This is a genomic window from Nostoc sp. LPT (assembly GCF_017115165.1).
GTDB lineage: Bacteria > Cyanobacteriota > Cyanobacteriia > Cyanobacteriales > Nostocaceae > Nostoc.
This window is the reverse complement of sequence record NZ_JABXKF010000019.1, coordinates 55,815-82,027: the sequence shown is the minus strand read 5'-3', so window position 1 is coordinate 82,027 and position 26,213 is coordinate 55,815. Positions and strand designations below refer to the sequence as shown.

22 protein-coding genes, 5 pseudogenes and 3 riboswitches are annotated in these 26,213 nt (G+C 41.4%); of the genes and pseudogenes, 12 read left to right on the top strand and 15 right to left on the bottom strand.

Annotated elements, in window-relative coordinates:
• The first annotated feature begins 45 nt into the window (after nt 1-45).
• Nucleotides 46-831 (top strand): AraC family transcriptional regulator, encoded by a 786-nt coding sequence (locus tag HWQ58_RS03795; RefSeq protein WP_292857940.1) that lies wholly within the window; start codon nt 46-48, stop codon nt 829-831.
• Nucleotides 832-887: 56 nt separating this feature from the next.
• Here the strand turns inward: HWQ58_RS03795 and HWQ58_RS03790 are convergent.
• Nucleotides 888-1,094 (bottom strand): annotated as a pseudogene (locus HWQ58_RS03790) (hypothetical protein); the annotation flags it as partial.
• Between the two features lie 129 nt (nt 1,095-1,223).
• Here HWQ58_RS03790 and HWQ58_RS03785 point away from each other — a divergent pair.
• Nucleotides 1,224-1,409, top strand: a pseudogene (locus HWQ58_RS03785) (DUF2887 domain-containing protein); the annotation flags it as partial.
• Nucleotides 1,410-1,914: 505 nt separating this feature from the next.
• Here HWQ58_RS03785 and HWQ58_RS03780 read toward each other — a convergent pair.
• A complete protein-coding gene (locus tag HWQ58_RS03780) occupies nt 1,915-3,003 on the bottom strand; it encodes an iron ABC transporter permease (RefSeq protein ID WP_292857937.1) in 1,089 nt (362 codons plus the stop codon).
• A 2-nt stretch (nt 3,004-3,005) separates the two neighbouring features.
• Nucleotides 3,006-4,220, bottom strand: a complete 1,215-nt coding sequence (locus HWQ58_RS03775; RefSeq protein WP_292857950.1) for an ABC transporter substrate-binding protein — start codon at nt 4,218-4,220, stop codon at nt 3,006-3,008.
• A gap of 130 nt (nt 4,221-4,350) precedes the next feature.
• Here HWQ58_RS03775 and HWQ58_RS03770 point away from each other — a divergent pair, with 130 nt between their 5' ends.
• Together HWQ58_RS03770 and HWQ58_RS03765 are read left to right on the top strand one after the other, a co-directional pair.
• A complete protein-coding gene (locus HWQ58_RS03770) occupies nt 4,351-4,611 on the top strand; it encodes a type II toxin-antitoxin system ParD family antitoxin (protein WP_292857934.1) in 261 nt (86 codons plus the stop codon).
• Nucleotides 4,608-4,856, top strand: coding sequence for a type II toxin-antitoxin system RelE/ParE family toxin (locus HWQ58_RS03765; RefSeq protein ID WP_292857931.1), 249 nt, complete (start codon nt 4,608-4,610; stop codon nt 4,854-4,856). Before HWQ58_RS03770 ends, HWQ58_RS03765 begins: the two co-directional genes overlap by 4 nt.
• A 97-nt stretch (nt 4,857-4,953) precedes the next feature.
• Here the strand turns inward: HWQ58_RS03765 and HWQ58_RS03760 are convergent, their stop codons facing one another.
• The 6 genes and pseudogenes from HWQ58_RS03760 to HWQ58_RS03735 form a co-directional block, all read right to left on the bottom strand.
• Nucleotides 4,954-5,826 carry a (2Fe-2S) ferredoxin domain-containing protein gene (locus HWQ58_RS03760; RefSeq protein ID WP_292857929.1) on the bottom strand — a complete coding sequence of 291 codons (873 nt, stop codon included), beginning with the start codon at nt 5,824-5,826 and terminating at the stop codon, nt 4,954-4,956.
• Nucleotides 5,827-5,862: 36 nt separating this feature from the next.
• A pseudogene (locus tag HWQ58_RS03755) lies at nt 5,863-7,887 on the bottom strand (TonB-dependent receptor).
• A gap of 377 nt (nt 7,888-8,264) precedes the next feature.
• A riboswitch (cobalamin riboswitch) is annotated at nt 8,265-8,415 on the bottom strand.
• Nucleotides 8,416-8,627: 212 nt separating this feature from the next.
• Nucleotides 8,628-8,954 carry a hypothetical protein gene (locus tag HWQ58_RS03750; RefSeq protein ID WP_292857927.1) on the bottom strand — a complete coding sequence of 109 codons (327 nt, stop codon included), beginning with the start codon at nt 8,952-8,954 and terminating at the stop codon, nt 8,628-8,630.
• A 28-nt stretch (nt 8,955-8,982) separates the two neighbouring features.
• Nucleotides 8,983-9,276 (bottom strand): annotated as a pseudogene (locus HWQ58_RS03745) (FAD-dependent monooxygenase); the annotation flags it as partial.
• A 14-nt stretch (nt 9,277-9,290) separates the two neighbouring features.
• A complete protein-coding gene (locus HWQ58_RS03740) occupies nt 9,291-10,292 on the bottom strand; it encodes a methyltransferase domain-containing protein (RefSeq protein WP_292857924.1) in 1,002 nt (333 codons plus the stop codon).
• Between the two features lie 22 nt (nt 10,293-10,314).
• The gene (locus HWQ58_RS03735) at nt 10,315-10,569 is read right to left on the bottom strand and encodes a hypothetical protein (RefSeq protein WP_292857921.1); all 255 of its coding nucleotides are present in this window, start codon (nt 10,567-10,569) and stop codon (nt 10,315-10,317) included.
• Nucleotides 10,570-10,934: 365 nt separating this feature from the next.
• Nucleotides 10,935-11,083: riboswitch (cobalamin riboswitch) on the bottom strand.
• A gap of 266 nt (nt 11,084-11,349) precedes the next feature.
• Here HWQ58_RS03735 and HWQ58_RS03730 point away from each other — a divergent pair.
• From HWQ58_RS03730 to HWQ58_RS03695, 8 genes are all read left to right on the top strand, one after another.
• Nucleotides 11,350-11,586: a hypothetical protein gene (locus HWQ58_RS03730; RefSeq protein WP_292857918.1), complete on the top strand. Its 237-nt coding sequence runs from the start codon at nt 11,350-11,352 to the stop codon at nt 11,584-11,586.
• Nucleotides 11,587-11,693: 107 nt separating this feature from the next.
• Nucleotides 11,694-12,119: a hypothetical protein gene (locus tag HWQ58_RS03725; RefSeq protein WP_366837296.1), complete on the top strand. Its 426-nt coding sequence runs from the start codon at nt 11,694-11,696 to the stop codon at nt 12,117-12,119.
• A 146-nt stretch (nt 12,120-12,265) separates the two neighbouring features.
• Nucleotides 12,266-12,496: a DUF433 domain-containing protein gene (locus HWQ58_RS03720; RefSeq protein WP_292857947.1), complete on the top strand. Its 231-nt coding sequence runs from the start codon at nt 12,266-12,268 to the stop codon at nt 12,494-12,496.
• Nucleotides 12,493-12,633, top strand: a complete 141-nt coding sequence (locus HWQ58_RS03715) for a DUF5615 family PIN-like protein (protein ID WP_292857915.1) — start codon at nt 12,493-12,495, stop codon at nt 12,631-12,633. The genes HWQ58_RS03720 and HWQ58_RS03715 overlap by 4 nt, the downstream gene beginning before the upstream one ends.
• Before the next feature lie 4 nt (nt 12,634-12,637).
• A complete protein-coding gene (locus tag HWQ58_RS03710) occupies nt 12,638-12,760 on the top strand; it encodes a DUF5615 family PIN-like protein (RefSeq protein WP_292857912.1) in 123 nt (40 codons plus the stop codon).
• 62 nt (nt 12,761-12,822) lie between these two features.
• Nucleotides 12,823-13,512 (top strand): ribonucleotide-diphosphate reductase subunit beta, encoded by a 690-nt coding sequence (locus tag HWQ58_RS03705; protein WP_292857909.1) that lies wholly within the window; start codon nt 12,823-12,825, stop codon nt 13,510-13,512.
• Between the two features lie 434 nt (nt 13,513-13,946).
• Nucleotides 13,947-14,075, top strand: coding sequence for a hypothetical protein (locus HWQ58_RS03700; protein WP_292857906.1), 129 nt, complete (start codon nt 13,947-13,949; stop codon nt 14,073-14,075).
• 125 nt (nt 14,076-14,200) lie between these two features.
• Entirely contained in the window at nt 14,201-14,692 is a 492-nt protein-coding gene (locus tag HWQ58_RS03695) for a GNAT family protein (protein ID WP_292857903.1), read from the top strand.
• Between the two features lie 80 nt (nt 14,693-14,772).
• Here HWQ58_RS03695 and HWQ58_RS03690 read toward each other — a convergent pair.
• The 6 genes and pseudogenes from HWQ58_RS03690 to HWQ58_RS03665 all read right to left on the bottom strand — a co-directional run bounded on the left by HWQ58_RS03690 (nt 14,773) and on the right by HWQ58_RS03665 (nt 26,212).
• Nucleotides 14,773-15,154 (bottom strand): annotated as a pseudogene (locus tag HWQ58_RS03690) (DUF4346 domain-containing protein).
• Between the two features lie 182 nt (nt 15,155-15,336).
• Nucleotides 15,337-17,589, bottom strand: coding sequence for a 5-methyltetrahydropteroyltriglutamate--homocysteine S-methyltransferase (metE, locus tag HWQ58_RS03685; protein WP_292857900.1), 2,253 nt, complete (start codon nt 17,587-17,589; stop codon nt 15,337-15,339).
• Nucleotides 17,590-17,664: 75 nt separating this feature from the next.
• The gene (locus HWQ58_RS03680) at nt 17,665-18,075 is read right to left on the bottom strand and encodes a DUF1636 family protein (RefSeq protein WP_292857897.1); all 411 of its coding nucleotides are present in this window, start codon (nt 18,073-18,075) and stop codon (nt 17,665-17,667) included.
• Nucleotides 18,076-18,371: 296 nt separating this feature from the next.
• Nucleotides 18,372-18,515: riboswitch (cobalamin riboswitch) on the bottom strand.
• Nucleotides 18,516-18,873: 358 nt separating this feature from the next.
• The gene (locus tag HWQ58_RS03675; RefSeq protein ID WP_292857894.1) at nt 18,874-20,172 is read right to left on the bottom strand and encodes an MFS transporter; all 1,299 of its coding nucleotides are present in this window, start codon (nt 20,170-20,172) and stop codon (nt 18,874-18,876) included.
• A 53-nt stretch (nt 20,173-20,225) separates the two neighbouring features.
• Complete coding sequence (locus HWQ58_RS03670; RefSeq protein WP_292857890.1) at nt 20,226-21,632, bottom strand: aspartate aminotransferase family protein; 1,407 nt, start codon at nt 21,630-21,632, stop codon at nt 20,226-20,228.
• A gap of 137 nt (nt 21,633-21,769) precedes the next feature.
• Nucleotides 21,770-26,212 carry a non-ribosomal peptide synthetase gene (locus HWQ58_RS03665; RefSeq protein ID WP_292857887.1) on the bottom strand — a complete coding sequence of 1,481 codons (4,443 nt, stop codon included), beginning with the start codon at nt 26,210-26,212 and terminating at the stop codon, nt 21,770-21,772.
• Nucleotide 26,213: the final 1 nt, after the last annotated feature.

Below are 26,213 nucleotides of genomic sequence, written 5' to 3'. Positions count from 1 at the left end.
GAAGTATAGCAAAATACCTGTATTTGAGTGATTCATCCCGCATTTATGCAACGCCCCAATTTCTATTTAGCAGGCGATCGCCGCATTATCAACCCCGGCATTCAGTTTGAAGAAGATCGAGCCGAAACCACTGGTGAAACCTGCCTTTGCTACATCAAAGAAGTGCGATCAATTGAGTATTTCCCAGCAGAACAAACTCTCAAGAGTGTGGGAATTAGTATAGATTTAGAGCGGTTGCGGTCTTTTGGGATGACTTGGGACAATGCCCCATCCCCACTGCGGTCGCTGATTGAGGGTAAATCTGCAAAAAGCTTTCATCAAACTCTCAATCAAAGTACACCCGCCATGCAACAGGCACTCCAGCAGATACTCAACTGTCCCTATCAAGGGGCGTTCAAGCGGATGTATCTGGAAAGTAAGGTACTAGAACTACTGGTGTTGCAGTTTGATCAACTGCTAAAGAAGCAGAAAGCATCCTCTTCAACCCTGACTTTTCGCTCTACAGATATCGAAAGACTGCATCTAGCAAAGGCAATTCTTCAGCGAGAACTAGAACATCCTCCCACTTTGCTTGACCTAGCAAGACTTGTAGGACTGAATGATTTCAAGCTCAAGCAAGGTTTTCGACACCTGTTTGGTACTACGGTGTTTGGCTATTTGCAGACCTGTCGGATGGCACAAGCCCAGCAATTGTTGAGCAATCGCCAATTGAGTATTGCAGAGGTTGCCCAGCGCGTGGGGTATGCCAGTCCGAGTCAGTTTTGCCATGCGTTTAAGCGACACGTCGGCATGACACCGAGTATTTACCGTCAGTGCCAAGACTGTGCCTAAACGGGAAAATTGTACGCTAAGGAATGAGGCCAACTCTTCAACTCCTTGCCAGACAGTCGCAAAAATAGCTCCAGCAGTTTGTATTCTTTAGGCGTGAGATGCACGGCTTTGCCTTGACACATGACTTCGCAATTATTCGGATCAAGCTGCAACTGACCCCAGCAGAGTACTTTAGTTAATACTGTGCTGCCTCGTTGCAGTAATGTCCGAATCCGAGCTAGCAGTTCTGATAGCTCGTAGGGTTTGGGTTTGGTAATATAGTCAAAAGTACTTGATATATTTTGGCTTGCCAAGGCGATCGCATTTTCAACTACCATCACACCTGATATACGCAACCAAATTTATCAATTACGCGATCGCCTTTAGAACTGCGAATATAAATAAAATCCTTTATGCGTCGAGACTCTATATTTTACAAACTATTCCAGCAATCCCCCAGTTTACTATTTGAACTATTGACAAATCCACCAATTAATGCGTATACTTATCGATTTGATTGTGTAGCCGTCAAAGAACCAAAATTTGAAATTGATGGAGTCTTTCTCCCACCAGAAAACGCTAGTCTAGGTACTGTATATTTACTGCTAGATTTTACCAGCTTGGCTGATTTGCAGACTTGGCTAGAAGCACTTGGGGATTAGGATGAAGAAGGCGATCGCTACAGATGTCAGGGACTTCCAAATAAAAAAACATCCAAAAATCTCATACAACAATCCTCTCTCTTCTTCCTTTCTTAAGGATTTGCAAAATAGTTAATGTATTCATAATACAGATTCAGGTCTGTCCTATCTCCGAATTTCAACGTGATTGAGGGTGCGATCGTGAGCCCAAATTCTCAAATCATCTGGCAATTTATGCAACGCCTTGTATTTGAACCAATGGAACGCGCATGAGTGAGGTGAAAACGAAATAATAACTTATATGATGTCCGGGTAATTAACCATAATAATCGGAACCCCACCCCGCAAAAGCTGCGCTTTAGCTCCCCTCCCCGCTTGCGGGGAGGGGTTCTTTTATTATGGGTAGATTTGGCGGATATGATATTACTCCGTGTTCCTTTGGGTTTAAAGAAGCTTAGTTTGCTCATGAGGGAAAAGACTTTTGGGAATTACGCTGTAGAATTACCCAAGTAACAACAGGAGTTCCTATCAAAGCCGTGACAGCATTTAAAGGTAAAACCATCTGACTTACCGCAAGTTGGGAAAATAAATCTGCAAACAATGCTAAGATTGCACCCATCATTGTTACACTAGGAATTAATATCCGATGGTCGGAAGTATTGAACAGACTACGACACAGATGGGGAATTGCTACACCTAAAAATGCAATGGGACCGCAAAAAGCGGTAATTGCTCCTGCTAATATAGACGCGCTGGTAATAATTGAAAATCTGCTTTTTTGCACAGTTAAACCTAGACTACGTGCATAAGATTCACCAAGTAAAAGTGCATTCAAAGATTTTGATTGCAAGACTGCTCCCAATAAACTCAAAAGTATCACTGGAATTAAAACAATTAACTGTTTCCAAGTTACCCCAGCAAAACTACCAAAAGTCCACATGATATAATTTTGAATGCGTTCCTTTGAGCTAAATTGCAACAAAATACTTACTATTGCACTAGTAGCATAACCAAACAATAAACCTAAAATTAGTAGTGTCATCGTATCTTGTACTCGGCGAGAAACAACTAACATCATCCCTAAAACTGATGCAGCACCGAGACTTGCTGCTATGACTAAACCAAAATCACTAATGATTCCCAAATCTGCTAATAATGTTGGTGTCGTAGCACTTGCTGTCAGCACAACTAATGCTACACCTAAACTTGCACCAGAACTAATACCCAACACAAATGGCCCAGCTAAGGGATTTTTAAATAGGGTTTGCATTTGTAAGCCACTCACACCTAAAGCTGCACCCGCTAAAGTTGCAGTTAAAGCTTTAGGTAGGCGAAATTTGAGAATAATATGAGTCCAGGTAACTTTTTCTGGTTCTTGTCCGAGCAAAATTTTTATTACTTCATTCAGGGGAATATCAACTGAACCTAAAGCCAAGTCTAATAAAAAGGCAAATATTAAACCTGTAAGTAAACTTGAGAAAATAATAATTTTTATAGCCGGAGGTTTTGGATTTAATAAGGGTTTTTTTAATTGAAATTTTTCGTTTAACATTATTAAATAATTTTGCGGTAATAAAACAACCGATAATTAGGTAATATATCTGGATGCAGTATTTTAATCAAGTCAGATAAAACTATATCTGGATTACTGATTCCACCTTCCCAGTAATCATTACCTCCACTTTCATTAACACGGGCATTATTATTGTAAAGATTGCCTGTTTTCACAGCCTTAAAATCAGCATAGCGATTATCTTCTATGACTAAATCCTTTAAACTCTGCCAAGATTGGCTAACATTCAACCAGTAGTTAGCATTGGCTGCACGTTCCAAAACAACTTCAAAAGATAGAGGTAGACTACCAGAAGATTTATCATCACTCCAGAGATAGTTACCTCCAGCATCAGCAAGATATTTGGCCACATAACTATTCCCACCAGGCATAAACCAAGTTCCTTTAAAATTGAATCCCACGAATACAGTTGGACGATTTTTTACAGATTTAGCTTTTTGAGCTACTTGTTCATATCTATTGGCAATCTCACGAAATATTTTTTCTGCTTGCTCGTCTTTATTAAAAAACAGAGCAGTAAATTTTAACCATTCGCTTCTCCCCAGTGGCGTGTCTTCCATATATTCAGAATTTATCCCCACTTTCAAACCCGCCTCTGTGAGTTTGGCATAACTATCAGTTTGGGAATTTCCAGTACCAAAAGTTGTTACCAAGTCGGGATTTAATTCTAGTACTTTCTCTATATCCACATTTGAATTATCACCTACTTGTGCTAACTTTCCGGCTTTAATTCTCTCTACGACATCAGGTGTATTTACTTGCTTACTATTACTAATACCAATCAGTTTATCAACTACACCTAACTTGGCTAGGTGGGGTAAATGAGTAGTAGATAGAGAAACTATGGAATTAATGGGAACTGTAATTACCCGTGCTTGATTAAATCCTTTTGGTGTAGGAGTTCCACATTGGACTAAAACATATTGGAACTTTATGTTTGCATTCTGCCAAGGATTTTTTATAGTGACGATTTTGTAGTGTTTATGATACTCTACTGCGAAGCCTATTGCATGAGTAATCTTGATTTTATTAGGGAAGTAATCAGTATTGGGGTCATATTTTTGAATACAGACGTTATGATTGGTATTTGTAGAGATGTTAATTGCTGTACTATGGCAAGCAATTACTAAAGTCGCAATGAGAAAAAACTGGCACAACAAAATAATTTTGGAATGAGGCAGTTTAACAAAATTCATATTATCTAATTTTTTGTCTATCGGTGGATAGTGGTGTTCAATAACTTTATTCCTTTTCACCAAATGTTCATTTGTAGATTGAATGAAAGCTTGCACGCTAAAATAGTAGATGTAGTAAGCTTAAAAGCTAATGAATATCAATATTGATATACCTGATGAGATGCGCCTTTATGTCGAGGCACAATTGATGACAGGTACTTACAACAGCATCGGCGAGTATTTTCTAGACTTGGTGCAGCAAGACAAAAAACGTAAGGCGCAAGCGAAGTTAGAAATGCTTTTACTTGAAGGTATTAACTCGGACACTCAGGAAGTAACACCAGAATATTGGCAAAATTTGCGTTCTGCGGTTTTAGATGAAAATGGTACAGCAACACAAAGCGACGCATGAGCTATAAGTTAGTTGTCACAGACCAAGCAACGCAAGATTTGCGGCAGCAGGCAAATTACATATTGGTCAATGGAAATGCAGATGTAGCGGTGAAATTTCTTCTGGTGGCAGAAATGACGTTTGCTCAGTTGGCAAAAACTCCCAGTATAGGAAAGGTGACGCAGTTGGTTGTATCTAAATTGGGCGAAATCAGGCAATGGCGCATCAAAGATTTTAATGATTACCTGATTTTTTATCGGATTTAGGATGCTACTGTTGGGATTCTTCGGGTATTTCATGGAGCAAGAGATTTGGCAGATGTACTCAGGGAATTAGATGAAGATTTTTAACCACAGTTCTAATTTAAACAGACTTCGGTGGATAGCAATGTTCAATAACTTTGTTACCTTTTACCAAATGTTCATTGACAATAGTTTCAGCTACATTTGAGTTAACACGAGTGTACCAAGTCCTATCATCAGAATAAAATACAACTGGCCCTAATTGGCAAACTTCCAAACAGCCAGATGTTCTCACTTCTATGTCTACACCTGCTTTTTCAATTGCTGATTTTAAAGCATCAAATGTGGGTTGCCATTTGCGTGAAGGAAGACATCGAGTAGAAGTGCAAACTGAGATATAAGAATGCCTCAACGGATTTTTGGTAAACGGTATTGGTTTGTTTCCCAATACATAAATATCTCGTAGTTCCTCATAAAGAGCTAACTTTGACAAGTTAGGCTTACCTTCTGGTAATAAATTCTCACCTTCTACATACGGATTTGGCAAGAAAATAGTTATGAGGTTTTCATCTGCACCATTCCAAAAATCGATTCCCCAACTTCTAGGGATACCTTCTGCATTAAACCGTCGATAAAATGCAGCACGATTTACTTGACGTTGCCGCCTTAATTCCAAAGGAGTCTTACAATGAGGGCCACCTAAATTAGCCTCTATACATAGGTGCAAATGCCAGCCTTCAGTGACTACTGTGAGATATCCATCATAGAGGATACAAATTTTGGGCGGAGCATTAAATTCTAATTCTAATACACCTCCTTGGACAATATGCCCTACCCCTACCTGCTGCCAATTTTGCTGAAATAAAGTGTAAAGTAGTGAGGATAAAACATCGGTACTAGAATCAAAATATTCATATTCAATAGACCCCTCCGTAGATAAAGCCTTTGTCACAACCTCATTTACTGGAGTTACCCAACAATTAAATTCAGTCATTAAAAACTCTCCTCTGCGTCAAAAAAACTCTTTCCCTCAAAACGTAGAATTCAACCCAATTTGAAAAACCCTCCCCCCATCAGGATAACCAGGAAATAATTGGTATCTCTGGTTAAAGATATTATCCAGACTGCCTGTTAATATTAAGTTATCACTGAGATTAACTCGCATTTTGAAATCAAAAGTAGTATAACCAGACAAAAATTCTGTATTAGTATTGTTTGTGGGATATGCTCCCAAAGAATGCATCAGTATTCCAGCATATAAACCTTGACGAGTTTCATAAGAAAGTCCTGCATTTAAACTATCTGCACCGGCAAACCGTAATTCTTTATCAACTTCGGCAGAATTTGTACTTTTCAAAATCCGCGGATCATTTGCTGTATAACTAACAAAAGCATAGATATTCTTCGCTAGCTGCAAATTTAAAACTGCTTCGATTCCCGTAGTGGAACCTTACCAATATTTTCATAAGTAGCTACCGGAACAGCATTGTTATAGGCGATTAAATCCGATATTGTGTTATTGAAATAGGTCAAGCGTAACAAACCAAACTCGCCTAATTTTTGGTCAATTCCAATATTATAACTATCACCTTTTTCGGGACGAAGATTAGGATTTCCAACGTAAGTAGCAGCATTTGCATATAAGTTGAAAAGATTCGGCGCACGGAAATTTTTGATATAATTAGCTCTAAGGGTAGTAGAGTTTGTAAGTGAAAATTTTGCTCCTAGACTTGGTGACGTAAAAGAGCCATTTGTCAAGCTGCTAAAATCCTGACGTAAGCCTAAGTTGGCAGTGAAATTAGGGTTAAAACTAATTTCATATCTAGCAAATATTGCTCCTTGACTAATACTATCGTCGTAAGTGACTGTTTTTGTATTAATAGAAAAGTCGAATGTACTGTTAGTAGCTGATATATTACGCTAATCAAAGCCATAAACTAGGGTTTGATTATTAGCAAATTTCCAACTGTGTTGTGTTTGCAATCCGTAAGAAGTTTGCCCGTTATCATATCGTGCTTGGGATGAGTTGCGACTATCATAACGAGTGTTGATGAAATCTGCATAAACTCTTGCTGTTAGCAGTGAATCATTCCCACCTCCTAATTTTGAGTTCCAGATTAAATCAGTGAGAACTTGGTCTGTGTATTTGCGATCGCTATCCGTCAACGAGTTAAAATAGCCAGGAACGGATACTCCTCCTGGTACTCCTTGGTCTTTACCTAAGTATAGGGTTGAGAGGGTTAGAGTATCGCGCTTTCCTAAATTTGCCTCTAACTTAACATTAAAGTTGTTGTAGAGAACATCATTATTTTCCCTGGTTCCCTCGAAGTTCGCCTCTGGGATAGAAAAAGGATAATTATTTTCAGCTTCGGTACGGTTGTAACCTACAACCCAACCAATATCTCCTATTTTTCCGCTACTGTTGATAGTCTGCTGATTTAACCCATATGCGCCAAAAGTAACTCCCGCTTGCGTTGTCACTTTTTCTGTAGGACGACGAGTAATAATATTAATCACCCCTCCAATTGCATCAGAATCATAAAGGGTAGAACCTACCACCAGGTAATACTTCGATTCTTTCAACGATATTGGTAGTAAATTCTGAAAGGTCAAAACCACCAAAACCAAGTTCATTAATTGGTCTACCATCAAGCAAAATCAAGACTTGTGCAGAGTTAGAACCTCGGATAAATTGACCGCTTAAGGTGTTTACTTCTGTGCCAACAGTACCATCAGGCAAGATACCTGGAAGGAATTTTAGTGCTTCTCTGACAGTTTTAGCTCCCTGCGCTTCTATTTCTTCACCTGTAATCACGTAAACCGGACGGGTGGAATCTTTCACTGTCCCCTGGCGGCGAAAAGGTGAGTAAACAGGTTCATTGAGTAGCTTGTCGATGATTGTCAGTTCAATAGGGGGTTCTTCTGTGGATGCTGGAGTATTTTCAGGTGTTACTTGTGCAACTGGTTGTAGGTCTTTGGCAGTACCTTCATACTTGGGAAACTCAGATATTTGTGGAACTTGATTAGCAATCGCTACATTTCCTCCACATACCATCCCATAGATTGCGGTAAAAACGAAGATTTTTGAGAAAAATTCACAACAAGTAACTATACGGGAAGTGGACATGAAACTCCTCGTTTTCAGTAAAGACAGCTATTTATTTGTGCTATTGAGTTTTTAAGATTTAGGCTTTAACTAGCTTGCTGCAATGCATTGCCATACCTAAAGGTGGATACTATTTGGATAGCAAAAAAGACTCTACGGTATTGCTTATGGATACCCAAATTCTTATAGGACAACCCCAAATTGAGCGTCGTGACTAACAGCGAAGCGAAGTAGTAAAACTTGCAGAGGGTACTGACTTAAATCGATACTTGTACCCATGAAATTTATTAATTATACGTATCATCTGTACCTCGCAGATAAGTGTTTCGGGTCTAGAGTGAGTCGGCGGGCATTCTGACTTTGAGACACGTTTTCTTCGTCTCATTACAGCTGCGGGACAGTGCCGGATTTACACCGAACTTTCCCCTTTGCATCTGATGGCTGCTCCCCATCAGAACCGACATTCTATGTGTCACATTACCATAGTTGCTGTCTGTGTGCAAATTTAGTTGGTAACAATTTTGATAAATATTCCAATTCTCGAAATTATTGTAAAATTCTTGATAATAAATATTATTAACAATACGATTAATCGCCAGCTATGACCATTACCCTCACGCAGAAAGAGAATTGGGAACTTTGGGCAGAAGCTGAAATGAACAGCTTGCAAAATCCAGAGCCTGATGAATTTATTTGTCAAGTGCCAAGACTTCTCGGCAAAGGCTATGTGCGAGATATTGAGGTCTATCCCAATCTCTTGCTGACAATTTCGGATTTTGAATATCACGCACTGCATTAATCCCTTGATCATGTTCGTGTTCGGCTTCGTTGTCCTGGTGACTGGGGCGACTATCTAAGTTATCTTCTACCGCAGCGTTGAAACCAAGTAACAAATCGCCACTGATTTTACCGTCCTGACAAGGAATGACATTTACACCAGGGGACAAGTTCTGTTTGAGCCAATCCTGTACCCTAACTTGCGTTGGGAAATCAACGCGATCGCTCTTAGTAAGCAATACTAGATCAGCACAAGCAAGCCGCCGTCACCATTGGTAGCCAGTGGTTAGAAAAGCTGCGGTTGAGGATATCGGTAAAGGCTAACATGACCCAGTTTTCATAACGCCGCCAGCGATCGTAGCGTTTTAGCACCATCAGAGAGCCCAGGTGTTGTCTCTGTTGTTGTGCAGTTTGCAGCACTTGGGCTAGGGCAGCCGCATCACGAATACCCATATTTAGCCCCTGACCACCCACGGGATGACAGCAGTGGGCAGCATCCCCCAGCAACACCAAGCGCGGCTGGCAATAGCGACGGCTCTGCATCAACTGTGCCGGAAACATCAAGGCAGGCATCGCTACCTAACCAAGTTTGAGAGAGTTCCCTTAGCAAAATTTCTATCGATCAATTCTGTACTCCCGTTCCCCCGTACAGCGCGGAACATTCCAAATCGGCATAGAAGAGCACCAAACGCCAAACGCATCAGTAAAAGCGTCGGTACCTCGCGCACAGACTTGACAAAACCAGACAGCCCAAAACGCACCAATCCCTCTGGTCGAGCTATCCCTTGCCAAATCGAATCTAACCAAGAAGGAAGCGTTTCTTGCGTCCAGTCTGCCGTAATTACCTCTCCCTCAACTAATTCTGTCCCCGCCAAAAGCTCGGAAAAGCCTTCAATACTGGAAAAAGCTGGATGAGACCACTGATCGAGAAGTTGCCGCATTACTGGTTTCTCCCAAAAATTTAGGGGCTTTTGACGGTCATCCCTCTGATTCCAGTCAGCTACAACCAACACTCCACCAGGCTTTAGCACCCGCATTAATTCTCTAGCAAAAACGGTTTTATCTGGCATGTGAGGGCCTGCTTCGATTGACCAGACTACATCAAAACTGGCATCTGGAAATGACAATGCCATTGCATCATCAACCGCAAACTGGACGTTTAGCCCAAGGGGTGTTAACTCCTGGGCGCGTTTCACCTGCTGTGGGCTGATCGTAATCCCTGTGACAGCAAACCCATAATCTCGCGCTAAAATCCGGCTGCTGCCGCCAATACCACAGCCAACATCTAAGACGGTAGTACCAGAAGGTAATTTTTCTATTCCACCCCATTTAACCATTTCATGTACAAAGTCAGATTTAGCAGCCAGAAAATCCTTTCGTCGTGGCGGCGAACCGTAGTGACCAAGGTGAATGTGTTCCCCCCAATAAAACTCGACGATGCCGTCAAGAGTCCATTGATCGTAGGAATTGGCGACTGTGGATGAGGATTGATACTTGCGGGCAGTTAGGAAATAAGCCGCAATTCCAATTACTAAAAGCAGAAGAAAACCAATTACAGAATATAATAAAGTTGACATTTTTTTGAACGCTCCTGTACACCTATTTGAGTCGATCTAACGGTTTACTCATTGCTGCTCGTCCCGAATCAAACGAGCGATGGCGTAACTGCCCGACGGAGGCAATCGCAATATAAATCATCCGATACATCGACATTGCAATGTTTTGAACATCTTGAAGAATTTTCCCTTGAAGTAGACTGGGCTTGTGTTTATCTTGAGGGAGAGCCGTTTGTTTGACAAAGGGATGAATAGCAGTAAGAATCTTCCCAGTTCGGTGAAGATAGAATTTCGGCATGATAATTAACTGAAGTATTAATTTAGTAACTTAGCAATTTTTATACGTGATTGGGAAAGTATTTGTTCAGTGGTGAAACAGAACTATGTACGTCATACACGCCATTTTTTACCTGTTTTGAACAACTTCCATCTGTTAGTTAATACAGCGTTTTTTTGTTGTTGTGACTATTTGCAAGCGATACTCTCATAGGGAGTAGCGATCGCTCCATCTCAAGACACAATTTGTACTGGAAATTAACTGCCTACCCTCTCATAGAAAGCCGTAATCTGTAGCGTCTTGATATGTGGGGCTATGAGAACGTAAAGCTGAGTAGTTGTAGAAATTTTCATAAAGATACTTATCTGTGCCTCGCAGATGTACAAAATTTACAAGTCAACTTCGGCGGGCATTCTGACTTACAAGGCAAGCCTAGCCTTGATTACAGCTGCGGGACAGCGCCGGATTTACACCAGACTTTCCCCGTTTCCTCTAGCGGCTGTTCCCCACTAGAACCGAGATTCATCTGAATACTAACACAACTGTGATTTGCTTGCATAAAAATCAATGGTCGATCTATACTGGCATTCGTCATTAATCGGGGCAAATCTCATTCTTTACCAAAGCTTGCTCTAAATTTTTATTGGGCAATTATTCTAGAAATTTTTCAACCCAACAAACTTTTTAGGGTTGCCAGCGTTTGATGATATAGCGCTGACAATTTTTTACATTGCCAAACCTATTTAACAATTCTTTTCCATTTTTGCAATTATTTTTCTACAATTCATCACCCCATCTTGTATGCAAGCTTCATCCACACTTTTTGAGAACTACACAACGGATATCTATGTTGTTCGTCGCGATGGTTCGACAACACCGTTAGAAATTAATAAAATTCGCACAGTAGTTAATTGGGCTTGTTGCGGACTTTCAGTAAATTCTATTGCTCTAGAAGCACATCTGCATCAATGTCCCTTGCTAAGGAACGAGGCGTGTATCCTGCTTTTGCGGGTAGTGAATGGAGCAAGGGACATTTAATAGGAGCAAAACCTGTGGAATGGTTTTTGCAACACGCAAGTCAACCAGAACGCTTCGCAAAATTGAGTCAGGATATCAAATAACATGGTATTCGCAATTCACACATTATGAGCGTAGCACCCAATACTTCTTCATCTCTAGTTCAAGGTTGTACAGCCAGTGTTTTACCCGTTTACAGCAAATTCTTTTATGAAAAGTGGGCCAAGGGTTCAGTACCGATCGCACCGCCTTACATTCGGGATAATTTATGGTTTTATGTCGAAAATAAGACACTGGATCAGAAAAAAGTGGTGCGGGCGACCGCCACAATCCAACAATGGATTGATACAGAAATTTCAATGGAACTACTGTTTAATCTCAACGCTGGAGTTTATTTCCCTGACGAACCAGAGCGTTCTCTCACAGCTGTTGATATTTTTGAAACCCTAATGCTGGCTTGGAAATTGGGTTGTAAAGCAATCTACTACATTCGTACTGTGCAGAAAGATAGTTTCAAAGAATCGAACGAGCAATGTGTTGCTTGTGCAAGCTGAACTACCGATCTGGATGAAGCGTTAAGTCGCTTAGTCTTAGGATGGTGGCAATCACCACTCTTTGAACTTTTGCTATGTTTAAACATGACCAAGGTATAATCTAAGATTGTGCCTCGGTCGAGAATATAATGTCGATAATTTCAACTATGAACTACCGAAACTACATTACGATCGAACCAAATAAACGCGGTGGTAAGCCTTGTGTACGCGGCTTGCGAATTACGGTTTATGAAGTGCTTGAGTATTTGGCTTCCGAGATGACCGAAGCAGAAATTCTCGACGATTTTCCCGAGCTGACACGAGAAGATTTAAAAGCTTGCATTGCTTATGCTGCTGACCGTGAGCGTCGGTTTATGACAGCTCCATTATCTGCATGAAATTACTTTTTGATGAAAACTTGTCACCTAAGTTACCAAGCCATTTGAGTGATCTTTTCCCAAATTCGCTTCATGTTCGAGATTTGGGCATGAAAAACGATCGACCCAATAGTTTGGGATTATGCAAAAGACAATAATTTGATGATTGTCTCAAAAGATGCAGATATGCACGACCTGAGCTTAGTATTTGGGAACCCACCTAAAGTTATTTGGCTTCGCGTTGGAAACTGTTCGACATTACAAGTTGAAAATTTGCTACGTTAGAATTTTAACGCGATCAAGTTATTTTATGAAGATGAAAATTTATCGTTGCTTGCTTTATCATAATGCACCGATGGCTTTGGATCTCTTCCCAGGGTTTTTACAAATGGAGAAAACATAATGGCGATCGCCGTACACATGTCTATGATTTTTGGCGGAGCGATCGCATTCTCAAAGAACGATGCAAATTCATCGCCGGATTATACCAAAAGTATGTCGATAACCCGACACCAGAGAATTATTTTGTATCGCTGTTAGCAGATTACTTGTTGGAAGGGTTATATTTCTACAACGGGTTTATATTTTTCTACAATCTGTCATCACGAATGCTCATGTCTGGGAGTGCCGATATCTTTAGAATGATTAACCGAGATGAACTTTCCCATGTGCAGCTGTATCAAAAATTGATTCCAGAAGCGATGCAAGTTTTCCCCCACAGCCGCGAACAAATCTACAAAATGTTTGCTCTAGCCGTCGAGCATGAATGCAAGTGGACAGGACATATTGTTGGAGATGATATTCTTGGGATTACGGCAAACAGTACAGAACACTACACAAAATATTTGGCAGCTCGCTTGAAGGCGATCGGTTTAGAGCCATTATGGACAGAAGCTATCTACAAGAAAAGCCCCTATGCTCACTTGGAGCGTTTCTCAGATACTAAGAAAGAAGGTCACACGAAGGCAAACTTCTTTGAGGCGAGTGTCACCAGTTATGTGATGTCTTCTAGCATTGAAGATTGGGATGATTTCTAAGAGGGGTTTATAAAGAAGCTGTTGCAAATTTGTTCACATTTTGGATATACTTTGCCGATTATTTATCAGAGTTCTAGCGCCCAAAGCACTAGGGACTTCCAAATAAAAAAATAATCAATCGTTTAGGTAAGCTGTTCTTGAGCAGGGGGAGCAGGGGAGGCAGGGGGAGAAGAAATTGGATACTGGTGTTGGATGCAGGAATTGAGTAATTTAATTCTTGGATGTCCCCTATCAAAACCTACGGGCAAACAAATAATATTCTCCTATAGGACTCATATTTGATTTTTGAAAAAACTCAGTACACCTTTATTCCTTCTTAAGAGTCCCCAGTCCCCAGTCCCTAATCTCTATGAGTAATTCAGGAATCAAATCGGATTGCTATATGATTTGGTTGCCTTACAATGGACACTAAACCTTGAAATTGAGTGGCAGCAATGGATAATACGGATCATTCCCTAGTGGAGGATAGCTTGTCAGCTGACTTAATATCTGCGACAGAGTTACAGCGCCAGTGCGTCAGAGTTGGTGGTTATATGGAAAAATTCCGTATAATACCCGAATAAAAATGTCAAAAAGAGGTTTTCCGTATATTCAGATAGGAGTTCGTTGTAATGCTTGATATTATTAGGATTGAAAAAAAGATTATACCGAAACTTTCCGTATAATAAATAGTTATGAGAAATCGTGCATGGTAGTACTTAGAGATTTTATAAAACAGGATATAGAATATCTCATCGAATATTTGAATAATGATGAGGTTACAAAATTTCTTACTTCTCGAATACCTACGCCATATACACTTGAAAATGCTGAATGGTGGGTAGATATTGGCAGCAAGGAGAAAATGAACAAAGCTATTGTAGTAGAGGGTGTTTTTGTTGGTGTGGTTGGAGCTGCTGTGGGCGAATATGAGTATCAGCGTTCGGCAGAAATAGGTTATTGGCTTGCTCAAAAATATTGGGGCAAAGGCATAGCTACTGAAGCAGTAAAAAAGGTCACAACATCTGTTTTCTCTAGCACAGAGGTTGTTAGGTTATTTGCACCAGTTTTTGGTCCGAATATAGCGTCGATGCGAGTGCTTGAGAAATGTGGCTATAAACAAGAGGCAGTCTTACAAAAGGCATTGTTTAAAAATGGCTCATATTTTAATTGTCATCTATTTGCAAAGGTTCGCTCATAACAAATCGTTCGAGACGGACGTCTGCTGCAAAGCGCTTTGCAGCCGCCGCTCAACTCAATGTTAAATCATCACAAACCTATTTAATGTACGTACTCTTGTTCTGTCAACAATGCCAATTCTGCTCGCATAAACTCACGTCCCAAGTAAGCCGCATGATCCAATCGGCTCACTGGGCAAGGTTTTGTTGACTCAAACAGTTGAATGCAAATTTCTTTCTTCTGTTCTTCCTGTAAAGGTAGCAGTTGGTTGTCGTTCCACTTTGACCGTTGCAGGAATGGGCTTTCCGGTTTCTGGATCGATAGCCAATCCTTGCTCATTAACTTCATTGGTAAAATGTTTCGCACAGATCAAGCCTGCTCCCCGATCTAAGTAGATGATAAAATAACCTGCCGGATCGAGTTCTAAAAATCGCTTGGATAGTTTGTAGTCAATTGCTGCGATTGTTTCCACTGTCGTTATCATCATTTTTAAACTCCAAAACAAAAAGCACCGCTCTAAACGCCAAGAGAAGTCTGAGCTTCATATCTTCAGTGAATGCAGAGAAGAATAGTGTAGATAATTGGACATTACTGTTGAGTTCAACAATAAGCAAGAGAGCAAAAATTTTAAAGCACTCTCAGACTAATGCCTATGGCTATTTACTGTTATTTCACAGTCGCATTTGCTTCCTCCCGTAGAACTTTTGTGGCTTCCACCATGTTCTTTAAAGCCGGAATCACCTCTGACCATCGCCGAGTTTTCAAGCCACAATCTGGATTTACCCAAATTTGTTTTACCGGTAAATTAGCAATTCCAGTCCGCAATTGTTGTAAAATCTGCTCAGTTGTCGGGACAACGGGACTATGGATATCGTAGACTCCATTACCAACTTGATGTGAGTAACCACCCTCTGTGATTTCTCGCAAAGTTTGATTGTTACTGCGACTATTTTCAATCGAAATAACATCAGCATCTAACCGTTCAATATCCTTGATGATGTCACCAAATTCGCAGTAGCACATGTGGGTATGAATTTGAGTTTGTGGTTGGGCTACTGCTGTCGCCAAACGAAATGCATCTACAGCCCAAGAAAGATATTCATTCCAGCGCTCAACCTTCAGGGGTAAACCCTCACGCAGCGCTGGTTCATCAACTTGAATTACCTTTGCACCAGCCGCTTCCAAATCCGCTACCTCATCCCGCAACGCTAAAGCAATTTGGAAAGCTTGTTCTGACTTGGAAATATCAGTCCGGGGATAAGACCAATTTAAGATAGTTACAGGAGCAGTCAACATCCCTTTTACAGGTTTTTCAGTCAAAGATTGTGCGACTTGAAACTCACGTACCGTCATTGGCGCAGTCCGAACCACGTCACCATAAATAATTGGCGGACGAACATAACGGCTACCGTAGCTTTGCACCCAACCATTTTCAGTGAAAGCGAAGCCTGATAACTGCTGTCCAAAAAATTCCACCATATCGGTGCGTTCAAATTCACCATGAACTAAAACATCTAACTCTAATTCCTCTTGTAATTTAATGCTTTCGGCAATTTGAATATCAATTGCAGTTTCGTATTCTGACTGACTCAATTCACCCCGTTTGTAACGCACTCGGAGTTGACGAACTTCAGAGGTTTGGGGAAAGGAACCAATTGTGGTTGTCGGGAACAGAGGAAGTGAAATTTGGGAATCAAGCCGCAATCCATAGGATAAGGAGCGCTGAAAATCATCAGTCTTCAGAGTTTTCAATCTTTCTTGAACTGACTGATTTGCTGAATTAAACTCCTCGAATTTAGTCCAGCTAGTCTCGATAATTTCTTGCTCTGTTTTAGTGTTTTCTCCTGTTATTGTCCGAACCAATAAAACCACTTCTTTAAGTTTCTGTTCAGCAAAACTTAAGACATTACGTAGTGGTGATGGTAATCGTTTTTCTCGTTTGGCATCGTCGGGAACAAATTGTAAGGAAGCAGATGGTTGAATATGTAGAGATGTCCCATGTAAAGTCTCTACAATATCTTGTAAAATGGGAATAACTTTCTCAGAACGAATTTGCCAAATATTTCTTGCGTCTATAATCCCTGCACCTAGTCGCTTATTTGGTGGGAAACCGTAAGTTTTAATTAACTCTAAGTTGCGTCCGCGTGTCAAGTCTAAGCTAATAGCAGCAACGGGTAAATCTATCACCCAAGGGTAAGTTTCACCCAAATCATCAAAATAAGTAACCAAGTGTAGGGGTATTCCAACTAACGAAAGTGATTGATAAACTGTTTGGAAGTGTTCTTTCCAAGAATTAGCATCACCTAAAACAAGTGCAGGTTCATGTATTTGCACTTCTTCTACTCCCAGATTTTTTAATTCGGTGAGTAGGTTTATGTATAGCGGAATTAACTTTGATACCGCTTGCTGAATATTTAGTGATAGTTTGCTTAAACGTAGCAGAGTACAGGGGCCAAGTACAATCGGAATTGCCCGTTTACCTAATATTTTTTGAGCGCGACTAACTAGTTCTAAAAAGTCACTGAAATCAGATGGTAATGTTGATTCTGCAATTTCCGGGACGAGATAGTGATAGTTAGTATCAAACCACTTGGTCATTTCCAAGGCAGGAATTCCTTCTTTACCCCGTGCCATTGTAAAGTAGCGTTCTAAGCCAGAAAGCTGTTGAAATCTTTCAGGAATTAGCCCAAAACGAAATGTCCAGTCAAGTACATGATCGTAGAGAGTTGAGTCTCCAATCCCAATGTAGTCAATTCCGGCTTCAAGTTGGGTTTTCCAGTTAGATTCCTCGACTTTTTGCACGGTTTGGAGTAATGATTCTGACTCTATATTACCACTCAAAAATGCTTCTAGCGCTTTCTTGACTTCCCGGTTTTTACCAATGCGGGGATAGCCTAATGTTGCTGTTTGAATCTGCATTACTTTCTATTCCTTTGAAAACTAATAATTTAGGTACTAGAGATTGGAAACTGGGAAATTTTACCCAATCATCAATTAACAACAACTTATATTTAATTTTGCCCACTTATTTAGTGGTGGAATCTTTGCTAAAATCCCCTTTTTCAAAGGTTCAGGTCGTTCTGACCAAGGCAGTAAACCATCAGGCTTAGTATAATATTGAGTTGCACATTTCAGTACAGCAGATGCACAGCTGTCAACTGGTAAATCGCCAAAGAGATAGGTTGATTTACCTTCTGCTGTAAAGGCAATAACACAAGAATGGTTACAAGCACTCATGCATTCAACTCCCTGAATGAGGAATTTATTTTGCAATTCCCAATCTTGTGCAAGTTGTTGAAGTTGCTGTAGTAGTTGTTCACCTTTACTTTCACCAACTCGTTTACCGTTTTGCCACACGCTGTCACAAGTCGTGCAAACAAATAAAGTATGTTGTTTATTGAGCATTAATTTTGAAGTTTGTAGAAATAATTCTGAATCGCAGATATGACAACTTCTTGCAGTCGTGCAACTGCAACATAACTGTAAGTTTGGCAAGAATGATGTTGCAAAAGCTTTTACGCAAGCGAAAACCAGCGTAACCGACAGTTACACCAAAGCGCAATTGCAATCATCAATAAACTGCCTATAATTTCACAGCCATGAGTAGTCTGTGGCGTATCTCTGGCACTATGAGAACGTGAAGCTGACGTATTGTTGAAATATTTATGGCAATTTTCACCTGTACCTCGCAGATGGGTATGAGTTTGTGTGTTACTTTCGGCGGGCATTCTGACTCACAAGGCGAACCTTGATTACAGCTGCGGGACAGCGCCGGATTTACACCGGACTTTCCCCCTTGCGTCTGATGGCTGACTCCCACCAGAACCGAGTTGATATTGGACTAATAATAGCATGATTATGAATTTAATAATACTTAAACTGACTGGTTGCAATAGCTACCATTTGTTAGTGTGACTTAGACAAAAAACAACCAAAAAAGAACCTCAAATCTATATCCAGAAAGACTTTAACATCGTTTTACTTAGTTTCTTAATATATCTGAGGTTTGGGCTGTTTTTGAACATTTGGTGTATTTACCTTACCCTGCATGGGTTTGAGGCTTGTTTTTCCCTCAAAAATGTTTAAGTCCCGCTAAATGCACAGTTACTAATAATTGATTCCTGCAATTTAAAAGAAGTCTTGGTTATGTCCACCAAGACTTCGGATATATTTATTCAACTAATAACAGCAGAATCGCCTCTTCTATGGGAAAGCCTCATCAGCAATTGCATCTGGCAGTTGATCATCTAGCCGCCGTAGAGGTTGATATAGATAGCCAAAAGCGATCGCTAGCATAGTCAGCATTCCCACCACAACAAACAACAAAGCAATACCGTATCCTCTACCGACACCAATGATCTTGCCGATGCTTCCAGCTAATAACCCTGTAGGGGCAAGTAATGGCTCGAAAACTTGATCGGCTAAAGGCCCTGCAATCAGATAGGCAAGCGGTAGTGATGCCAAGGCGAGCATACTTCGCACGGCAAACACTCGTCCCTGGACAGCAGGGGCGACTTTGCTCTGCCAGATAGCTTGGTCACAGCCATCGATCATCGATACCCCAAAATAGTAGATGAAAGCAGCAGCAAAGAAGACCGGAACAGAGGGCATAAGCCCCGCAAGTAGTATAGAGAGTCCACCTGATAGCGTAAAACCAAACACACCAAGGATACGGTTCTTGGGGCCGCCCCAAACGCTCATCACTAGACCACCAACCAACATACCGCTTCCACCAATGGACAGCACCGTACCCAGTACATTAGCCGCAGCAAAGGCTAATACCAGTGGTGTAACTAGTACGCTGACAACTCCGATTAAGAAATTAATGGCAGCAAAAAAAATCAACAATCCCAGTAGTGCCGGTCGAGCAGTGATGTATGTCCACCCATAGGTGAACTCCCGCAGTTGCCAACTTTTCTTCACTTCATTCTCTGCGGTAGTTTTCGGCTGAGGGAATCGGACGAGTAGCAGCGTCACCAGGGAAAAGAGAAAAGTAACGCAGTCGATCAGGATGATGCCCTGAATCTGAATAGTCACAACCAGCACACCTGCTAACATCGGTGCAAGCAGCCGTGAAGTTGCCTCTGCAAATTGCACCATACCACTGGCACGACCAAGGTGTTGCTTTGGGACAAGCATTGTAGTAGCAGCAGTATAGGCTGGCCACTGGAAAGCGCTAAAGGTCGAACTAACTCCTACAACCAAGTAGATATGCCAGACTTCAAGCCGACCAACGAAGAGCAATAGCGCAATAGCCAGCGTACTCAGTCCTGCTCCGGCATCGCTAAGTATCATGCAAGAACGTCGGTTCCAGCGATCTACAAGCACACCGACCAAGGGTGACAACAAGATGCTTGGCAGTATTGCGAACAAAGAAATCAGGGCATATTGTGTGACTGACCCAGTATTTCGGTATACCCAGACACCTAAAGCAAATCGAGTCAGCCCAGAGCCAATCAGTGAAATAAGCTGCCCAAACCAGATCAGGATGAAGATTCGCATTCTACGATAGCTAAAGTTTCAGTCATCAGTACGACCGAGAGAGACAAACGAAGTTAGGAATAGGAATCTACCAAGAAGCCTCCCTCTTGCATTTCCTCTACGCTATCCTTGATGGCATGAATGATACAGTCAATATCCTCATCGGTATGAGCTGTAGATAGAAAACATCCTCCTCGTAAATAGATTCCCTTAGCGAGCAGATGATAGAGTAGCAAATCGATATTTTCTAAAACAGTAGAATGATTTGAGGTAGCGTTTCCCAAAAGCACAGGACCAAAAAACGAGCCAAAATTAGCAACTCCCAAAGGCACTTTATTGGCTTCAAAGTAAGCATTTAGGGTTTCAACGAATTGCGAAGTACGTTGGTTCAACTGCTGCTGTAGTCCAGAACCCTGACTTTTGAGATGCTGTAGAACGACCCGTGCTGCTGCCATAGCGAGCGGGTGCTTGGAGAAGGTACCTGCAACAAACGTCGTTTTCGCTTGAGGGTAGGACTCATCCCCATAATTCCACATACCGCCGTCAACCCCATCCATATAAGTCGCCTTGCCAGCAACCACACCAATCGGCATTCCGCCACCAATAATCTTTCCATAGGTTGCGAGATCGGCTTCAACACCAAACCATGCCTGCGCTCCTCCTGGATGAATGCGGAATCCTGTAACCATCTCGTCAAAAATTAATGCTATCCCGGATTCTTGAGTCAATTGCCTCAATTGTTGGAGAAATGCTTGGGGCTGCAACTCAGGTCGGCGACTTTGTACGGGTTCAACCAGAACCGCTGCCAGTTCGGATGCATAAGCTTTGATTACCTCAAGTGACTCAAAATTCCCATAATCCAGTACCAACACATCTTCAGCAATATTTGACGATATGCCCCGAGCAAGAGGTACTGCACGCGGATTTTCTGCGCCTTTGTGCGCTATCATCAGCGTGCCATCAGAATGACCATGATAAGACCCTGAAAAGAGAGCAATTTTGTAGCGGTTTGTGGCGGAACGGGCTAGTCGTAGTGCTGTCATCACGGCTTCTGTGCCTGAATTAACAAAAGTGACCCGCTCCATCCCCGTCAGTTCACAGATTAACGAAGCAACTTCACCAGCAAACTCTGCTTGGGGACTAATCTGTATTCCTTGCTCAAGTTGCGCTGCCAAAGCTTCCTTAATAAAGGGGGGATTATTACCAAAGAGATTCACCCCAAATCCCCCTAAATCTATATATTCGTTACCATCAACATCCCACATTCGGGAGCCTTGTGCTTGCTTGCCAATGATGGGATAGAATATTTCCTTGATGGACAAACGGAACCCGAATGAAGCTCGGCTATTTGCTAAAACTGGACGGTAGGTTTGTGTAAGTTGTTTTGAGGTTTCGGTGCGCTTGGTGTAGCGTTCAATAAACGCTTCTAAATACCTCTGTTGTAAGTTAGTTGTTTCTTCATTTATGAGAGTTCTGTTCATTTTTTTGGTTTGAGTTCAATAAGTTTTTTGTTCTTAATCGGCGTTGTCGTCTAGTCATCTAACGATTACTTTTATTGTAAAGATGACTACTATGTCTAAGAGTAAGCTTGAAGAAGTGAGGCATGGTTTAGGCATCTTTAGGTGCTTTGCTTGGAAGTAAATCTAAGTGTTTTTTTCGAGGAACTTTCCGACTTATTACTCAGTTGTTGAGCCTCAAAAAAGCCGCTAAGAATTAGAGATGAAAAGTAAGTACGAAGTAACTGCTCATCTACTGGTGGACACACAATAGAGGTGTCTACAAACCCATTGAGTGTATTTTGACAGTCAAACTGTAGTACTGCTGAGTTTGGAATTTTCTCTTGAGATTCCTTGGTCAGCAAAAGCGGCACCAGCGGATACAAGGCATGTTCTGGCTCTCGTTGAGCAATTCTAAGCAGTTCTAATTGCCACTGGTCATAAGGAATTTGTTTAAGAGAGTAACCAGACGAACAGATTAAGTTGCTCAACATACTTGAGTTGAAAGACTGGGGATTAACTAAGTGAAAAGCTTTTCCTAGAGATTCTTGTTGCCTCGATAAATGGACGATCGCTCTGCTGATATAATCCACAGGAGCCATGTTCTCAATCATCTCTACTTCTGGCATACATCCAAGCTGGATACAACCTATTATCAGTCGATACAAAAAGTCATTTATATTAGAGACACCGGTTTGGCTATGCCCTGATACACGTCCCAGCCTATAGATACAAGCAGGAATACCTCGATCACGCCCAATAGTTACTAACTTTTCGGCAACCCATTTACTCTGGGAATAGCCACCCCTTGGTACTTGGTAATCATCAAGACTGTCCTGTTCTTGAACCACTTTAACTCCAGAATGACCAACTGAGGAGAAAACGCTAATGGTAGAAATAAAATGCACAGGCTTGACTTTAGTTTGACTTGCCAATCTCAAAACTTCTTGTGTTCCCAGAACATTAGCTGCCTTAAGTACAGAGTAAGGAGAAGTATGATGAACCCATGCTCCATTGTGATAAATGATATCAACTAACTCAGCCATCGCTCGAAACTGTTCCTCACTAAGACCTAAAAGCGGCTGAGACAGGTCTCCCACAACTGATATAATTCTAGGGCTTAAAGATTCATCCCAGAGTAAATAAGATTCAAGGCTGCTTTGAATTCTTTTTTTACCTTCTTCGGCATTAGGCGAACGTACCAGACAATAGATATCCGCTTGGGTTTGCTGAAGAAGTTCATAAAGCAAAAAAGCTCCCAAAAAGCCTGTGGCTCCTGTTAGGAAGATGTGATCAGGCTCAGTCGTACACTCAATGGCTATAACCTCTGGACGAATTGTGGGGTCAAGAACAGCTTCAGTCTGTAGATCCGCAACAGTTTTCGTACCAATAGTAGAAGCTCCTGTCTTTTGAGCGATCTCAAGATTCTTGGCTAAACTTGCTACGGTAGGCATCTCAAACAGACTGCGTAAGGGAAGTTCTACTTGGAAAGTTTCTCGCACTCGCAATACCAGCTTAGTAACCAGCAAGGAATGACCCCCTAACTTAAAGAAGTTGTCGTGAATGCCTACTTGTTCTACACCAAGAACTTGTGACCAAATCTCTGCCAGTGCTACTTCGATCGCAGTGCTAGGTGCGACAAATACTGCTTCCAGATTTGGTCTTTCTTGGTCGGGAATGGGAAGGGCTTGACGGTCTACTTTGCCATTGGGATTTAGTGGTAGCGCCTTCAGCATCACGAACACCGAAGGCAGCATATACTCTGGCAAGGAATTTTTCAAGAAGCTACGCAAATCATCAACTGTGGGTACTTGCTCTTTTTTTGGGACAATATATGCTATTAAACGGCGGTGAGCATCAATATCTTCTTGGGCGATAGCGATCGCTTCTTGTACAGCTGAGTGTTGATTCAGAACGGCTTCAATTTCAGCTAGCTCAATCCGATACCCGCGAATCTTAACCTGCTGATCGAGACGACCGAGAAACTCAATGTTTCCATCTGAGAGATAACGCCCTAAATCTCCAGTTTTATAGAGGCGTGCGTTTGGTTCATTGCTAAATGGATTGGGAATAAACTTTTGGGCAGTTAGTTCTGGGCGGTTAAGATAACCTTTAGCCAGACCAAAACCACTAATATATATCTGTCCAGATACACCAATTGGTACTGGTTGGAGTTGAGAATCCAGTAAATATATCTGGGTGTTGGCAATTGGGCGACCAATGGGAACAGAATTGTTTAAATCATGATTTTGACAATTGTATACACTGCTCCAAACTGTTGCTTCTGTTGGGCCATACTCATTAAATAAGCGTGTCTGGGGAAATAATTCACGATGTTGCTTAACAAGCTCTTTTGGACAGGATTCTCCAGCGACAATGACGGTTTTTAGGCTGAGTAGTTGCTGTGGTTGGGCTTGCTCTAAAATCAGCTTGTAGAGAGATGGTAGACATAATAAATGAGAAATTTGTTGTTGAGCGTAGCTTGCTGCCGTAGACATCGCCTCTATCATCTGTTTAATATCTAATTGCCCATTTTCCGGTAAAACTGAGACAAAACCCCCTTGACAAAGTGTCCAAAAAATGACTGCGACAGAGCTATCAAAAGCAAAAGGTGAAGTTAAGAGAAAGCCTGTTACAGGTTGCTCATAATAACAAATCCGAGCAGTCGTCGAGTGAACTAAGTTTTGATGCGTAACCTGCACTCCTTTGGGTTGTCCTGTAGATCCAGAAGTATAAATTAAGTAAGCCAGGTTCTCAGTCTTTACTTCACTTGTAGGATTCTCATAACTTTCTTGAGCAATTGCATCCCAAAGAGTATCTAAGCAGAGTACTTGCGCTCCAATATCAGGTAAGCTTTTCACCAACCGTTCTTGGGTCAATATTATTGATACCTGAGAATCTTCCAGCATATAACTCAATCGCTGGTTGGGATACATTGGATCGATTGGTACGTATGCTCCTCCAGCTTTGAGAATGCCTAGTATACCTACCAACATTTCCCAAGAGCGTTCTACACAAATCCCCACTAATACATCGGGTTCAACTCCCAAAGCTTGAAGACGGTGTGCTAGTTGATTGGCTCTGGTATTCAATTCTCGGTAAGTTAATTGCTCATTTTTAAACACCACAGCTACATTTTCTGGAGTACGTTCTGCCTGTGACTCGATTAATTGGTGGATACACTTGTCATTAACATAATCTCTTCTTGTATTGTTGAATTCAACGAGCAGTTGCTGTCGCTCAATATCGACAATACTATGGGTCAAAGTTCTCAGTGTAGTGTCGGAATTTGCAACTATATTGTTTAGCAGCGCTGACAAATGACTCAACATTCTAGTTACCGTCATAGTATTGAAGTAACGTAAGTCATAAAATATATTCAACGATAACTGCGACCAAGGTTTAACTAAAAGAACAAGAGGATAGTTAGAGTTGATAAAAGAGCGAACATTATCAATTTTCAAGTTTCCTGTAGGTAAATTAGAAATATTGGCGGAAGAGTTTTCAAACACCAAAATGCTCTTGAACAAAGGTATCCCTGGAGGTACTTGACTCCAATTCTGAATTTGAATTAGAGGGGTACATTCGTATCTACGTATACTAAGCTGTTGGGAATGGAGTTCTTTCAGCCAAGATAAAAGCGAAACTTCACCAGAAACGAGTACGCGCACTGGTAGGGTGTTGATAAAAAGTCCCACCATATACGAAACCCCTAATAATGTTGGTGGTCTTCCAGACACAACGGTTCCGTACACTACATCTGCTTCATTGCTGTAATAACTTAACAGCAATGCCCAAACCCCTTGTAATAAGGTGTTCAAGGTCAAATGATGTTGTTGCGCTAAAGACTTAAGTGCTTCTGTGGTTGTTAGCGACAGTTGGACTTGTTGTTGATTGAAACCTTCTTGTTGACTTTTCCCATCTGCTATTAAAGAAGTTGGTGTTGTGAAGCCCTGAAGATATTTTCGCCAAAAGACCTCAGCCTCCGATAAATCTTGCTGTTTCAGCCAACTGATGTAATCCCGATAAGGACGGCTTGGTTGCAACTGGAGAATCCGGCCTTGACAAAGTGCCTCGTAGCAGGACAAAAATTCTTTGAGGATTGTGTTCACACACCACGCATCTAAGACTAAGTGACAAATGCTCCAAATAAATTGGTAAGTATCCACCTCTGTCTGAATTAAGGCCAGCCGCATTAAGGGTGGTTGAGCCAAATCAAAGCCACTTTTTTGGTCTGCTTCCAGGTAACTTTGTAGTTGTGCTTCCTGTTGAGTCGTTGAAAGCTCACGCCAATCATAATGCGCGATCGCCAGTTTAGCTTGTTGGTGTACTATCTGAACTGGCTGATTCAGACCTTGCCATACAAAAGCTGTCCTCAAACTCGGATGTCGGTCTATTACTTGCTGCCAAACCTGCTCAAAAGCTGAGATGTTGAGAGTGGCGTGCAAGGTACATACTGTTTGCTCCACATACATCCTCGAATCTGGAGCCGAAAGGATGTGAAATAGCATACCCTGTTGAGTAGGCGAAAGTGTGTAGATGTCCTCTATATTTTGAGCTTCCATA